Annotated in this window: 14 protein-coding genes; 5 read left to right on the top strand and 9 right to left on the bottom strand. The window is 63.9% G+C overall.

Annotated elements, in window-relative coordinates:
• The first annotated feature begins 219 nt into the window (after window positions 1-219).
• Entirely contained in the window at window positions 220-615 is a 396-nt protein-coding gene (locus tag DKT70_RS13880) for a VOC family protein (protein ID WP_111559707.1), read from the top strand.
• 57 nt (window positions 616-672) lie between these two features.
• Here DKT70_RS13880 and DKT70_RS13875 read toward each other — a convergent pair whose 3' ends face one another.
• Window positions 673-1,170 carry a ferritin-like domain-containing protein gene (locus DKT70_RS13875; RefSeq protein WP_111559706.1) on the bottom strand — a complete coding sequence of 166 codons (498 nt, stop codon included), beginning with the start codon at window positions 1,168-1,170 and terminating at the stop codon, window positions 673-675.
• A gap of 155 nt (window positions 1,171-1,325) precedes the next feature.
• Here DKT70_RS13875 and DKT70_RS13870 point away from each other — a divergent pair, with 155 nt between their 5' ends.
• Window positions 1,326-3,176: an ABC transporter ATP-binding protein gene (locus tag DKT70_RS13870; RefSeq protein ID WP_111559705.1), complete on the top strand. Its 1,851-nt coding sequence runs from the start codon at window positions 1,326-1,328 to the stop codon at window positions 3,174-3,176.
• Window positions 3,177-3,260: 84 nt separating this feature from the next.
• Here the strand turns inward: DKT70_RS13870 and DKT70_RS13865 are convergent, their stop codons facing one another.
• On the bottom strand, window positions 3,261-5,105 hold the full coding sequence (locus tag DKT70_RS13865) for an OmpA family protein (RefSeq protein WP_111559704.1): 1,845 nt from the start codon (window positions 5,103-5,105) through the stop codon (window positions 3,261-3,263).
• Between the two features lie 163 nt (window positions 5,106-5,268).
• Between DKT70_RS13865 and DKT70_RS13860 the strand changes: the two genes are divergently transcribed.
• Window positions 5,269-6,483: an acyl-CoA dehydrogenase gene (locus DKT70_RS13860; RefSeq protein WP_199559605.1), complete on the top strand. Its 1,215-nt coding sequence runs from the start codon at window positions 5,269-5,271 to the stop codon at window positions 6,481-6,483.
• 107 nt (window positions 6,484-6,590) lie between these two features.
• Here the strand turns inward: DKT70_RS13860 and DKT70_RS13855 are convergent, their stop codons facing one another.
• Genes DKT70_RS13855 through DKT70_RS13835 form a run of 5 tightly spaced genes read right to left on the bottom strand, consistent with a single transcriptional unit; the run spans window position 6,591 to window position 10,545 of the window.
• The gene (locus DKT70_RS13855) at window positions 6,591-7,424 is read right to left on the bottom strand and encodes a ferredoxin--NADP reductase (RefSeq protein WP_111559703.1); all 834 of its coding nucleotides are present in this window, start codon (window positions 7,422-7,424) and stop codon (window positions 6,591-6,593) included.
• Between the two features lie 30 nt (window positions 7,425-7,454).
• On the bottom strand, window positions 7,455-7,841 hold the full coding sequence (locus DKT70_RS13850; protein WP_199559604.1) for a DUF934 domain-containing protein: 387 nt from the start codon (window positions 7,839-7,841) through the stop codon (window positions 7,455-7,457).
• On the bottom strand, window positions 7,838-8,569 hold the full coding sequence (locus tag DKT70_RS13845) for a phosphoadenylyl-sulfate reductase (RefSeq protein ID WP_111559702.1): 732 nt from the start codon (window positions 8,567-8,569) through the stop codon (window positions 7,838-7,840). The genes DKT70_RS13850 and DKT70_RS13845 overlap by 4 nt, the downstream gene beginning before the upstream one ends.
• Window positions 8,562-10,220: a nitrite/sulfite reductase gene (locus DKT70_RS13840; protein WP_111559701.1), complete on the bottom strand. Its 1,659-nt coding sequence runs from the start codon at window positions 10,218-10,220 to the stop codon at window positions 8,562-8,564. Before DKT70_RS13840 ends, DKT70_RS13845 begins: the two co-directional genes overlap by 8 nt.
• Entirely contained in the window at window positions 10,213-10,545 is a 333-nt protein-coding gene (locus DKT70_RS13835; protein ID WP_111559700.1) for a DUF2849 domain-containing protein, read from the bottom strand. The genes DKT70_RS13840 and DKT70_RS13835 overlap by 8 nt, the downstream gene beginning before the upstream one ends.
• Window positions 10,546-10,683: 138 nt before the next feature.
• Between DKT70_RS13835 and DKT70_RS13830 the strand changes: the two genes are divergently transcribed.
• Together DKT70_RS13830 and arsC are read left to right on the top strand one after the other, a co-directional pair.
• Window positions 10,684-11,169, top strand: coding sequence for an Lrp/AsnC family transcriptional regulator (locus tag DKT70_RS13830; protein WP_111559708.1), 486 nt, complete (start codon window positions 10,684-10,686; stop codon window positions 11,167-11,169).
• A gap of 2 nt (window positions 11,170-11,171) precedes the next feature.
• On the top strand, window positions 11,172-11,522 hold the full coding sequence (gene arsC, locus DKT70_RS13825; protein WP_111559699.1) for an arsenate reductase (glutaredoxin): 351 nt from the start codon (window positions 11,172-11,174) through the stop codon (window positions 11,520-11,522).
• Here the strand turns inward: arsC and DKT70_RS13820 are convergent.
• Entirely contained in the window at window positions 11,519-12,013 is a 495-nt protein-coding gene (locus tag DKT70_RS13820) for a hypothetical protein (protein WP_146612644.1), read from the bottom strand. The two genes, arsC and DKT70_RS13820, sit on opposite strands and share 4 nt — an antisense overlap.
• Window positions 12,007-13,013, bottom strand: a 1,007-nt coding sequence (locus DKT70_RS13815; RefSeq protein ID WP_111559697.1) for a YadA-like family protein, incomplete at its 5' end; no start/stop codon positions are given. The genes DKT70_RS13815 and DKT70_RS13820, both read right to left, overlap by 7 nt.

Genomic DNA, 13,013 nt, shown 5'->3' with positions numbered 1-13,013 from the left:
GCTTTGCTATCCGCGAAGGCGGCCGCACCGTCGGCGCAGGCGTCGTCTCCAAAATCATCGCCTGATCGGGCGGCCCGCAAGGGCCATCCGCTACGCGATCATCCGCTGATCCGGAAACGGATATCAGGACGAAGAAGGGCCGCCCCCAAGGGCGGCCCTTTTGCCATGAGACCCGACGTGGTCGCCCCGTTTCGAAAGACTTCTGAAAGGAGATGCCCGATGGCCAAGTATATCCATTCGATGATCCGTGTGCTGAACGAAGAACGATCGGTCGCATTCTACGATGTCTGTTTCGGCCTCAAGGTGGCCGATCGCCTGGATTTCGACAGTTTCACGTTGATCTACCTGTCCAATCCGGAAACCGGGACGGAGTTAGAGTTGACCGTCAACAAGGATCGCCAGACACCCTATGATCTGGGCGACGGCTATGGCCATCTGGCGTTCTCCGTCGATGACGTTGACGCCGAACACGCCCGACTGACCAAGGCTGGATTGTCGCCGCGGAAGCTGGTCGATTTCGCGCCTGCAGGCGACGTCATCGCCCGGTTCTTCTTCATTCAGGACCCCGACGGGTACGAAATCGAAGTCCTGCAGCGCGGCGGCCGCTATCAGTGACAAAAGAAGGCCCGGGGAACGTGTCCCCGAGCCCTTCGATTGTCCGTTCCGCCGGACTTACGTCGTAGCGGCTTGATTGACACCACCTTCAGCGATGGCAGTCATGTGAACGTCGCCTTCCTGGGTTTGATCCAGGCATTCCTGCAGGATCTTGCCATCGCCGTCGAGTTCCAGACGGTTGGCGAAGGTCCGGACGCAGCCATAGCCTGCGATCGCATAATGGGCCATGCGCTGATACTGGGTAATGATCGCGGCGTCGCGGACATCGTCATCACCATAGGAGGCGTCGATGGCGTGCTTGCGCGCTTCGGTCACCAGACCTTCCATGCCCTTGCAATGTTCGCCGGTCGGGTCGACGCCGTGATCGCTGCAAAGCTGGGCGATCTTGTCCATGCCGTCGGAAATGCCCTTGTTGCCGGCGATCAGCGCCTCTGACAATTCACGCGATTTAGCCGCCCGGCCCATTTCGGTGACGACGGTCATCGACTGCTTGCAGGCCGAATACAGGTCCTGCAACTGGTCAAGATAAAGGTCTTTCAGCGTGTTCATGGTCATGGCGTTACCTTTCTGTGTTCCCTTTCGGGTGCTGCAGGGACAACGCGATCTTGGGCGGGTCGTTCCACCCGCTTTGCAAAGATCCCGGTCCGCTTGACTTTGGCGGGGGTGCGGGCCAGCAACAGCGCAACGACGCATCGCGAAAGGACTGCACCATGTTCGGATGGTTCGAAAGGCGCATCGACCCTTATCCCATGGCCGAGCCGACGATGCCGCCGGCCACGCTTTTCCGGTTCGTGCTGCATTACAGCCGGGGCGCGATCCCGTGGCTGGTGCTGCTGGCCATCGGGTCGGCCATCATCGCGGTGATCGAGCTGACCCTGTTCGGCTGGCTGGGAACGCTGATCGACCGCCTGGCCGACACGCCGCGCGACCAGTTCTGGTCCCAGCAGGGAAGCACGCTGATGATGATGGCGGTGGTGCTGCTGATCGTGCTGCCGGGGCTGAACCTCGTCACGACGATGGTGCTGCACCAATCGCTGATGGGCAATTTTCCGCAGCGGATCAGGTGGCTGGCGCATCGCTATCTGCTGCGCCAGTCGGTCGGGTACTTCCAGGACGAATTCGCAGGCCGGATCGCGCAGCGGCTGATGCAGACCTCGCTGGCGGTGCGCGAGGTGGCGATGAAGATCATGGATGTCGGCAGTTATGTCGTCACCTATTTCATCGGCGCGATGCTGCTGGCGGCCAGCCAGGATTGGCGGTTGGCGATGCCCTTTGCCGTCTGGGGGATCGGCTATGGGGTTCTGCTGTGGAAGATCGTGCCGCGGCTGGGGCGCGTCGCGCAGGCGCAGGCCGATGCGCGCAGCCAGATGACCGGTCGTATCGTCGACAGCTATACCAATATCGCAACGGTGAAGCTGTTTTCCCATTCCGACCGCGAGGAACGCTGGATGCGCGACGGCATGGACCGCTTTCTGGTGACTGTTCATGGCCAGATGCGGCTGGCCAGCATTCAGGACGTGGCGTTGAACTTGCTGAACGTCTGGCTGGTGGCGTCGGTCGCGGGGCTGGGACTGTGGCTCTGGTCGGAAAGCGCGATCGCGGTGGGGGCGGTTGCGGTCGCCGTGCCCTTGGCCCTGCGCATGAACAACATGGCGCATTGGATCATGTGGGAATTCGCGGCGCTGTTTGAAAACATCGGCACCGTGCGCGATGGCATCACCAGCCTGTCGCTGCCCCGTCAGGTGCTGGACGCGCCGGGTGCGATGCCGCTGCTGCCGGGTCCGGGCGCGGTCGAGTTCACGAACGTGACCTTCCGCTATGGCGGCGTTGCGGGGGCGCAGCCCATGGCGGTGCTGGACGATCTGACGCTGAGCCTGCGGCCGGGCGAACGGGTGGGACTGGTGGGCCGGTCAGGGGCGGGGAAATCCACGCTGATCAATTTGCTGTTGCGGTTTCATGACATTGATGACGGACGCATCACCATCGATGGGCAGGATATTGCACGAGTGACGCAGGACAGCCTGCGCAGTGCCATCGGGGTGGTGACGCAAGACAGTTCGCTTCTGCACCGTTCCGTGCGGGACAACATCACCTATGGCCGCCCTGACGCGTCCGACCGGCAGGTGCAGGACGCGTTGCGCATGGCCGAGGCCGACGGCTTTGTGCCCAACCTGTCGGACAGCCAAGGGCGCAGGGGGCTGGACGCGCATGTCGGTGAGCGCGGGGTCAAGCTGTCGGGCGGCCAGCGCCAGCGCATCGCCATCGCCCGCGTGGCGCTGAAGGATGCCCCCATCCTGATCCTGGACGAGGCGACCAGCGCGCTTGACAGCGAGGTCGAGGCCGCCATCCAGTCGCGTCTGGACGTGCTGATGGAGGGCAAGACCGTCATTGCCATCGCGCATCGCCTGTCCACCATTGCCGCCATGGACCGGCTTGTGGTGATGGATCAGGGCCGCATCGTCGAAGAGGGCACCCATGCCCAGTTGCTGGCGCGAGGCAGGATCTATGCGCGGCTGTGGGAACGCCAGTCCGGCGGGTTTCTGGCGGCCGAAGACGCATAGGGTCCGCCCAGCATCCCTGTCCGCAATGGTTCGGCCATGAAAAAGCCCCGGTCGCGACCGGGGCTTTGTTCAGTGATGGGCGACTTATTGCGCGTCGGCGGTGCGCAGCAGCTCGGTGATCCGGCGCACCGAGGCGCGGCGGTTGTCGCGGATATCACCTTGCGCGCGGACGCGCAGGAATTGTTCGCCATAGCCCTGCGTCACCAGGTTTTCCGGCGGCACGTCGAAATACTCCGTCAGCGCCAAGGCCACCGATTCCGCCCGGCGATCCGACAGAGCCAGATTGAAGGCATCTGCACCGACCGTATCGGTATGGCCTTCGATCATGAAGATCTCAGACGGGTTGTCGGCCACCGAATCCTGGATCACACGACCAAGCGATTGCAGCTGGCGGGCCTGATCGGGTCGGATCGCGGCCGAACCTGTATCGAAGGTGATCGCGTCGATATTGACGGGCGCCACCAGCGAACGGACCTCGGGGATGTTGCGGATCTGGGACAGGGTGAACCGACGCTCGATGTCGGATTCGCGGCGCAGGGCTGCGCGCAGCGCGGCCTCGTCCATGGGCGCGTCCGAGGATTGCACCTCGGCCGGTTCGGGCAGCTGGCTGACATCCACGGGCTGCACGTTTGTCGTGTCGTCGATCAGCTGCGTCGTGGTCCCGTCGGCGGAAACAAGCGTGCGGCGCAGCACGCGCAGATCGGCATCGCGGATGGTCACGACGCGGCTGCCGTCCTGGCGCGTCACGATGGTGCGCGACGATCCGTCGTCGAAATTCTCGGTCGTGACATTCGAGCCGGGCTGGCGCAGCAGCGCGACCTCATCCTTGATGACTTCCTGGCTGCCATCCTCGCGGGTCACGACGACACGGTCAGGGGCGCTGAGCGCGACTTGGCGATTGTTGTTCAGGAAGGACCCGACGGCCAGCGCACCGGCACCCAACAGCAAGGCCTTGGTCAGGTCGCTGCTGTCATCGTCATCCTTGGCACTGCTGTTCGATGTCGGCTTGGTGTCGCCGGACAGCGCATCGCGCAGACTGGTCGCAAAATCCTCCGAAGAGGACCGTGTGCCGTCCTTGGTCACCTTCTGTTCGGTCACCTTGCCCGATCCTTCCGACGCATTCAGCGCCGCCGCCGACACGGGCGCGTTCTGCCGTGCGGCCTCGCGGGCGGCTTGGGTCTCGCGCGTGTCCTCTTCGGCCGCGCGCTCGATCAGCTGGCCGGATGTGCCCACGCGGTACATTTGGTTGCCACTGTCGGCCAGACGGAAGGCACCACCACCGTTGGGTTCCACAACCACACCGCGTGGCGTGATGGCGCGATCTCCATCGGCGCAGGGAAAACCGCCCCCCTGCAGGCATTTCAGCTGATTCTGCGTCAGACCTGCCTGAACCTCATTCTCCAGGACCGCGGCCAGACGCGGCATCGCGGAGGCACGCGTCGCCTGGACATCACCGCCACCGAGGCGAAGCGCGCCATCCTGCGCCTTGCCATTCTGTGCTTTGGGGGTCTCGGGTTTCTTGGCGGGCTTGTTCTGGCCGTCTTCCTGCCGATCGCGGTCCTTGCCGTCGCCCTTGGCGCCGTTATTCGCGTTGTTCCCCTTGCCCTGATTGCCCGGTTTGGCCTTGGGCTTGGCGTCGTCCTTGGATGCCTTCTGCGGCTTCTCCTTGGGCTTCTTCTTGGCCTCCTCGGCCTTCAGGGCCCGGCCCAGTTCGTCTTGGGACTTGCGATCACCCTCGGCCCGCTTGGTCGGCCGGTCCGCGTCATTTTTGGCGGCGTCTTCCTGATCCTGGGCCGCTTTCTTGACTTGGTCGATGATGGCGGACAGCCCGTCCTGATTCGAGCTCTGATCTTGAGCTGCGGCAATTTGCGGCATCAGCAGGGACAGGCAGGTCACGATGGCCGTGCTATTATGGATGATCCGGCACATGGAGGCTCCTTTGCGATCGTTCGCGTAACTCTTGTTGACGGTTTAACAGGCCGTTTGCGGAAGGGTTCCCCAAATCACCGTGACTTGCACGTGATGCAGCCGTGCCATTGCGCCCGTGGGCCAAGCCCCCTAATCATTCCTCAAGAGAGAAGAGGAGAGGATCATGCTGGTGAATTTGAAGGCGAAGGATGCCCCCGACCTGGGTCGTTTCGATTGGGAGGACCCGTTCCGTCTGTCCGACCAGCTGACCGAGGAAGAGCGGATGCTGCGCGACGCCGCCCGCGCCTATGCGCAGGACAAGCTGCAGCCCCGCGTCATCGACGCCTATCGCGAGGAACATACCGACCCCGCCATCTTCCGCGAAATGGGCGAGATGGGGTTGCTGGGTGTGACCATCCCCGAGGAGTATGGCGGGATCGGCGCGTCCTATGTCAGCTATGGCCTGATCGCCCGCGAGGTCGAGCGCGTGGACAGCGGCTATCGCAGCATGATGTCGGTGCAGTCGTCGCTGGTGATGTACCCGATCTATGCCTATGGCAGCGAGGAGCAGCGCCAGAAATACCTGCCCAAGCTGGCATCGGGCGAATGGATCGGCTGTTTCGGCCTGACCGAGCCTGACGCGGGTTCGGACCCTGCCGGCATGAAGACCGTCGCCAAAAAAGCCGATGGTGGCTATGTCATCAGCGGGTCCAAGATGTGGATCAGCAACTCGCCCATCGCGGATGTCTTCGTGGTCTGGGCGAAATCCGAAGCCCATGGCGGCAAGATCCGCGGCTTTGTGCTGGAGAAGGGCATGAAGGGCCTGTCGGCGCCCAAGATCGGCGGGAAGCTGTCCCTGCGTGCATCCATCACCGGCGAGATCGTCATGGACGGCGTCGAGGTAGGCGAGGATGCGCTGTTGCCCAATGTCGAGGGCCTGAAAGGTCCTTTCGGCTGTCTGAACCGTGCCCGCTATGGCATCAGCTGGGGTGTTCTGGGCGCTGCGGAATATTGCATGCACGCCGCGCGCCAATACGGTCTGGACCGCGTTCAATTCAACAAGCCCTTGGCGCAGACCCAGCTGCATCAGTTGAAGCTGGCCAACATGATGACCGAGATCAGCCTTGGCCTGCAGGCCAGCCTGCGTGTCGGTCGCCTGCTGGACGAGGCACAGGCCGCGCCGGAGATGATTTCCATCGTCAAACGCAACAATTGCGGCAAGGCGCTGGAGATTGCCCGAATGTCGCGGGACATGCATGGCGGCAACGGGATTTCCGAGGAATACCAGATCATGCGCCACATGGTGAACTTGGAGACGGTCAACACCTATGAGGGCACGCATGACGTCCATGCCCTGATCTTGGGGCGTGCGATCACGGGGTTGCAGGCGTTCTTCTGAGCGGCAGGCCCGGGGGCGCGTCGCCCCCCGGACCCCCCGAGGGTATTTGGACAAAGAAGAAGGGCGCAGGAGATGATCCCGCGCCCTTTTCGCATCTGGTCGGGAGGTCAGACGCCTTCGCCGACGAAGGCCTTTTCGACCACGAATTCCTTCGGGTCAGAGTTGGCCCCTTCGCGCATGCCGAAGTCTTCGAGCACCTTCTTGACGTCAACGTTGAAGGCCAGGCTGCCGCAGATCATGGCGCGGTCGGTTTCCGGGCTGATGGGTGGCAGGCCCAGATCCTGGAAGACCTTGCCCGAGGTGAGGTTGTCGGTGATGCGGCCCATGAAAGGGGTCTGCTCACGGGTGGTCGTCGGATAATACATCAGGCGATTGGCGAAATCCTCGCCGTAGAGTTCGCCCAGCAGCGGATCGTGGCGCAGGTTCTGGACCAGCTCCGCGCCATAGGTCAGCTCCTCGGCGGTGCGGCAGGTGTGCATCATGACGATCTGGTCGTAGCGCTCATAGGTTTCAGGGTCGCGCATCAGGCTGGCGAAGGGGGCAAAGCCCGTGCCCGTGGCCAGGAACCACATCCGCTTGCCCGGCAGCAGCGCGTCCAGCACCAGTGTGCCCACCGGCTTGGGGCGCAGGATGATTTCGTCGCCCGGCTTGATGTGCTGCAGGCGCGAGGTCAGCGGACCGTCCTGAACCTTGATCGAGTAGAATTCCAGTTCGTCGTCCCAGTTGGGCGAGGCAATGGAATAGGCGCGCAGGATCGGCTTGCCGTTATCCCCCGGCAGGCCGATCATCACGAATTCGCCAGACCGGAACCGCAGCGACGCCGGCCGCGTCACCCGGAACGAGAACAGCGTGTCGGTCCAATGCGTCACCGAGGTCACGGTCTGTGCGTCGGGGAGCGTCTTCTTGGGGGCAGCGTCAGCCGCGGGCAGATCCAGCGTCATGATATTTCCTGTTCGTTCCGTTTGGCGGTCTTAACCGGCCAGATTTTCGCGGTGGTCCCATGCCTTCCAGTCGGCGCGGGCCAGCCATTGTTCCTGCGGTTGGCGCGCGGCGATGTCGGCGGCCACCTGAACCTCGTCAAAGCCGACGCGGCGGGCCATGGCGTATTGATCGGCAATCAGCCGGCCCGAGGCGCGCAGCGTACCCTTATAGCCCAGTTCCCGTAGCATGCGGGCCAGCGTGAAGCCGCGACCGTCGTTGAAGGCCGGGAAGTCGATGGCGATCAGCGGGTGGTGCATGCGGTCGGGCAGGGTGGCGGGGTCGGTATCGGGGGCCAGGACGATGGGCGCATCCTGATCGATCGGATGGAAGCCGTCGTCGCGGGCCAGGACGTCCTGGGACAGGGTCTCGTCGCTCATGCCGTTGCCTTTCTGCGGACCATCCGTCCGCCGATGAAGTGAATGCCGCATTCGGTCTTTTCCTGACCGCGCCAGCGTCCCGAGCGCGGATCCTCGCCAGGTTTGACGGGGGAGGTGCAGGGGGCGCAGCCGATCGAGGGGTAGCCCTTGGCAACCAGCGGGTGACGCGGCAGGTTGTTTTCGATCATATAGTCCTGAACGTCCTCGGACCGCCAGTGGGCCAGCGGGTTCACGCGCAGGCGATGCGGGGGCTCGGGCTCGAAAAACTCCAGCTCGGTCCGCTGACCGCCCTGGAAGCGCTTGCGGCCCGTGATCCAGGCGTCATAGCCCGACAGCGCGTTTTCCAAGGGCACCGTCTTGCGGAAGTTGCAGCAGGCGTCGGGATTGACCTTGTGCAGCGTCCCATCGGGGTCATTCAGCGCGATCTCGTCTTCGCTGGCGGTGATGACCTGCACATTTGTCAGGCCCAGCTTCGATGCAACCTCACGCTGGTATTCCAGCGTTTCGGGGAACAGCATCTGGGTGTCGATGAACAGCACCGGCAGCCCGGGGGCCACGACGCTGACCATATGCAGCAGCACCACGGATTCCGCACCGAATGAGGACACCAGCGCCACGCGACCCAGATCGGGGTCGGTGACGGCACGGCGCAGCACCTCGGTGGCGGCATGGTGGCGATAGCGGTCGTTCAACCGCCCCGCACGCGTGTCCAGGTTGCCATCAAGCATCGGCCGTTTCCGGATAGAGGGCAGCCTTGAAGGGCGCCTGTCCAAGACGGCGATAGGCGTCGATGAAGCGTTCGCTCTCATCCTCGCGGACCTCCAGATAGGCGCGCAGCAGACGGTCGATGGCGGGCACGACCTCTTCGGCGGGGAAGCCTGCACCGGCGCGCTGGCCGATGGCCGGGATGTCATAGGCATCGCCGCCAAGCGTGATCTGATAGTTTTCGATGCCCGCGCGATCCAGCCCCAAGATGCCGATATGGCCCAGGTGGTGATGGCCGCAGGCATTGATGCAACCCGAGATGCGGATGTTCAGATTGCCGATCTCTTCCTCCAACCCGACGGACCGGAAGTGGTCGGCGATTTCCTCGGCGATGGGGATCGACCGGGCGGTAGCCAGGGCGCAATAATCCATGCCCGGGCAGGCGATGATGTCGCTGGTCAGTCCGGCATTGGCGGTTGCCAGCCCCGCGGCCTTCAGTTCCGCGTAAAGCGCGGGCAGGTCCGATTTGTGGACATGCGGCAAGGCCACGTTCTGGTCGTGCATGATGCGGATATCGGAATGGCCATAGCGTTCGGCCAGATCCGCGATCAGGCGCATCTGTTCGGCACTGGCATCGCCCGGCGTCTGGCCCGGCGCCTTGAAGGTCACGATTACACTGGCATAGCCCTCGATGCGGTGCTGATGCAGGTTCGTATCGGTCCAGCTGCGGAAGGCGGGGTTCGCCTGACGCTCGGCCTCGAAGCCGTCGGTGGCGGCATTGCGGAAGGCGGGTGCGTGGAAGCGGTCCTTGAAGATGGCCAGCGCCTCGCGGTCGGCGCCGTGGAAATCACGGCGGCGGGCCAGGAATTCTTCCTCGATCTCGGCGCGCATGACATCGAGGCCCCGTTCCATGACGGTGATCTTGATGCGGGCCTTGTACTTGTTGTCGCGACGGCCGGCCAGGTTGTAGGTGGCGATGATCGCCTCGACATAGGGCAGCAGGTCTTCCTCGGGCAGGAAGTCGCGGACCACCTGGCCCAGCAGCGGCGTCCGGCCAAGGCCGCCACCGATCCAGACCTCGAAACCGGTCTTGCCGTCCTGTTCCTTCAGGCGCAGCCCGATGTCATGGGCCGCAATAACGGCTCGGTCCTTCTTGCCGCCGGAAATGGCGATCTTGAACTTGCGCGGCAGGAACTGGAATTCGGCGTGATCGGTCGACCAGCTGCGCAGCAGTTCCGCATAGGGGCGCGGATCGGCGGTTTCGTCGAAAGCCGCGCCCGCAAAGGCGTCGGTTGTGACGTTGCGGATCGTGTTGCCGCTGGTCTGGATGGCATGCATCCCGACCTTTGCCAGCTCGTCCAGCATGTCGGGAATGTCCACCAGCTTGGGCCAGTTGTACTGGATGTTCTGGCGGGTGGTCCAATGCCCATAGCCCTTGTCCCATTTCTGGGCCAACAGCGCCAAGGTGCGCATCTGGTCGGGGTTGATCGTGCCATAAGGCACCGCCACCCGCAGCATATAGGCATGCAGCTGCAGATAGACGCCGTTCATCAGGCGCAGGGGGCGGAATTCCTCTTCGGTCAGGCTGCCGTCAAGGCGACGGGCGACCTGATCACGAAATTGCTGGGCACGGTGCTGGACATAGTCGATCTCGACGGGGCGGACATCAAACATTGCTGGCCTCGGCTTGCTGTTCGGCCTGTATGCCGTGGAAATAGTTGGAAGGCCCGCGCTGGCGGAACGCTTCGCGGAAATGGACGGGTTCGGGCCCGTCCGGGCCGCGCTTGGCCTCGACGATATAGGGGCCGACGACGCGGTCGGCTTGGCCGATGGCCTGCAGCATGGCAAGCTCGGCGATGGCCTCATCCTCATAGAGCGTTGCCTTGCGCGGATCGGGCGTCCAGCCGTCATCGCACATCCAGACGTTGAAGCCTTCGCGCAGATCGTTGGCGGTGATGACACCGGGCTTGTTTGCCGTCGGGGTGAAGGCTTTGCTCATGACTCGGACCTTTCTGATACTGGTCTTTATATAGAATTTTGTTCTGGATTCTTGCGAGGGGGCGCGCGAAATAAGGATGACCTGACCGGAGGGCATCGAATGTCGGAACCTGTTTCCACAGAAAGCGGCACAGCGCAAATTTCCGTCCGTCTGGACGACGTGGATCGCAAAATTCTGTCCCAGTTGCAGCAGGATGCCAGCCTGTCGCTGGACCAGATCGCTGAGCGTGTGGGGGCATCCAAGACCCCCGTCTGGAACCGTATCCGCAAATTGCGTGAGGCGGGCGTGATCCGCAAGCAGGTCGCGATCCTGAACCCCGAGGCATTGGGGCTGGAGGCCTGCTTCTTCGTCCTGGTCCGCACCAGCGAACACGACAAGGATTGGGCGGGCCGTTTCCTGAAGGCCTTGCGCGATCGCCCCGAGGTGGTCGAGGCGCACAGATTGGCAGGTGACATCGACTATATCCTCAAGGTGCAGGTGCGTAACGCGCGTGCCTATGATCGGTTCTATCAATCACTGATTTCCGAGGTGAAGATCCACAACGTCACAGCGTTGCTGTCGATGGAGGAGATCAAGGCCTCCAGCGCGCTGCCCATCCCCGACCTGTCGCAGAAGGGTGCGTGACCATGGCATGGACGATCTGGCACAAGCCCACCTGTTCCACGTCGCGCTTTGTGCTGAACGCGCTGCGCGAGGCGGGGATCGACGTGACCGTCCGCGATTACATCAAGGACGCGCCTTCGGTGGTGGAACTGGAACAGGCGCTGGCCCTGCTGGGCATCGGCCCCCGGGGACTGCTGCGCCGCAAGGGCACGCCCTTTGACGAACTGGGGCTGTCGGACCCTGCGCTGGACGATGCGGCGCTGATTGCGGCCATGGCGGAACACCCGATCCTGATCGAGCGTCCGGTCGTCTTCGGTCCTGAAGGGGCCGTGCTGTGCCGGCCCAAGGAGCGTATCTTTAATTTTCTGCCCTAGGGCTTTTCGATGGCGTCGAAGGTGCCGACCGAGATACCCAACAGCAGCCAGCGTCGTCCCTCCAGCCCGAAGATCAGGTCGAAGCTGACATGGCGCGGTTGCAGCGGGAAATAGCCGGTCAGGCGCAATTCGCGCCCGCTGTCGCTGAGCTGCGTATCCAGCAGGACCGGATCGGCGGACATCACCGGCAGAAGGTCCAGGCCCTCGGCCCGGATATCGGTGAAAAGGCCCGCCAGGCGGGTCGGGTCATTGGCCTGCGCGAATTCGGGCGCAGCATAGTCCCGCAGCACGGTGTAATTGCCCGTCCAATTGCCGTGGTTCACCGCCGCCAGCACATCGCGGATCAGGGCGGTGGCATAGCTGGGTTCGACCAGGGTGGCAGGGGCGGGATCGTCCTGCGCCAAGGCGCCGGTCCCCGGAAGGACCAGCGCAAGGCCCAAGGCCCCTGCACGCAGCAGCGCCCCTGGTGTGGATATGCGATTGCTTACCACGCGTAGGTGACCCCGATGCGTCCGCCGACCTGGTTGCGGTCGAAGCCATAGGTGACGCCGGCATCAAGCTGGGTGTTCGCATTGAAGCGATAGCCCATCGAGGCCGCCATGGCCGTCGTGCCGTCGAAGGCACCCAGGCTGGTCGACACGGCGAAGGTCTTGTCCTCGGGGACATAGGGCGTGTTCAGGGCCATGGCCATCGCGATGCCTTCCTTGTTGTCCTCGATCGAGGATCCAAGCGAACGCACCCGGCTGTCAAGCTGCGACATCTGCGTGCCGATGGACCGGTCGACCGCCAGGTTGCCCTGCGCGTCCGAGGTCACGATGCCCACCGGACCCGATTGCGCCGCGGTGCTGGCCTGCGATGCGATGCCCGCCGCGCGATAGGTGTTCTGGCCGTTGCCCAGCACGAATTCATTCGCTCGGGTTGCCGACGCGCCGGCACCGATGGCGACCGAATTGTCGGCGGCTGCCGATGCCTGGTCGCCCATGGCGATCGATCCTGCACCCAAAGCCATGGCGGCTTCGCCCACGGCGGTCGACCGGACGCCGGTCGCCTGTGCCAGGTGACCGAAGGCTTGGGCGCGTTCGGCACCTGCGACGGACTGCCAGCCGATGGCCGTCGCGCCGGGGCCAGTCGCGACGCTTTCGCCACCGACTGCAGTGGTCGAGTTGCCGTTGGCAGCGGCAGTGTCGCCGATGGCCAGTGCGTCGACGCCGTTGGCGACGGTCTCGTTGCCGATGGCGGTCGAGAGGTCGCTTTGGGCATCGGCGTTCTCACCGATGGCCAGCGAGCGCACGCCTTGGGCGGTGGCCAGGTGCCCGAAGGCCTGGGCGCGTTCAGCGGTCGCCATGGACTGCCAGCCGATGGCCGAGGCACCGGGGCCGGTCGCGACGGACTCACCACCGACTGCGGTGGTCGAGGGTCCGTTGGCCGCAGCGGTGTCGCCGATGGCCAGCGCGTCGGTGCCGTTTGCGATGCTTTCATTGCCGATGGCGG

Source organism: Paracoccus sediminilitoris (assembly GCF_003259195.1).
In the GTDB taxonomy this organism is placed as follows: domain Bacteria; phylum Pseudomonadota; class Alphaproteobacteria; order Rhodobacterales; family Rhodobacteraceae; genus Paracoccus; species Paracoccus sediminilitoris.
The sequence above is the reverse complement of the archived record's forward strand: the minus strand, read 5'-3'. Positions and strand labels throughout refer to the sequence as shown.

What these genes read in the sequence shown, in the direction of transcription:
- DKT70_RS13875 (WP_111559706.1), bottom strand. Translation starts at nt 1,170, where the DNA reads ATGACCATGAACACGCTGAAAGACCTTTATCTTGACCAGTTGCAGGAC.
- DKT70_RS13860 (WP_199559605.1), top strand. Translation starts at nt 5,269, where the DNA reads ATGCTGGTGAATTTGAAGGCGAAGGATGCCCCCGACCTGGGTCGTTTC.
- DKT70_RS13855 (WP_111559703.1), bottom strand. Translation starts at nt 7,424, where the DNA reads ATGACGCTGGATCTGCCCGCGGCTGACGCTGCCCCCAAGAAGACGCTC.
- DKT70_RS13865 (WP_111559704.1), bottom strand. Translation starts at nt 5,105, where the DNA reads ATGTGCCGGATCATCCATAATAGCACGGCCATCGTGACCTGCCTGTCC.
- DKT70_RS13880 (WP_111559707.1), top strand. Translation starts at nt 220, where the DNA reads ATGGCCAAGTATATCCATTCGATGATCCGTGTGCTGAACGAAGAACGA.
- arsC (WP_111559699.1), top strand. Translation starts at nt 11,172, where the DNA reads ATGGCATGGACGATCTGGCACAAGCCCACCTGTTCCACGTCGCGCTTT.
- DKT70_RS13835 (WP_111559700.1), bottom strand. Translation starts at nt 10,545, where the DNA reads ATGAGCAAAGCCTTCACCCCGACGGCAAACAAGCCCGGTGTCATCACC.
- DKT70_RS13840 (WP_111559701.1), bottom strand. Translation starts at nt 10,220, where the DNA reads ATGTTTGATGTCCGCCCCGTCGAGATCGACTATGTCCAGCACCGTGCC.
- DKT70_RS13850 (WP_199559604.1), bottom strand. Translation starts at nt 7,841, where the DNA reads ATGAGCGACGAGACCCTGTCCCAGGACGTCCTGGCCCGCGACGACGGC.
- DKT70_RS13845 (WP_111559702.1), bottom strand. Translation starts at nt 8,569, where the DNA reads ATGCTTGATGGCAACCTGGACACGCGTGCGGGGCGGTTGAACGACCGC.
- DKT70_RS13870 (WP_111559705.1), top strand. Translation starts at nt 1,326, where the DNA reads ATGTTCGGATGGTTCGAAAGGCGCATCGACCCTTATCCCATGGCCGAG.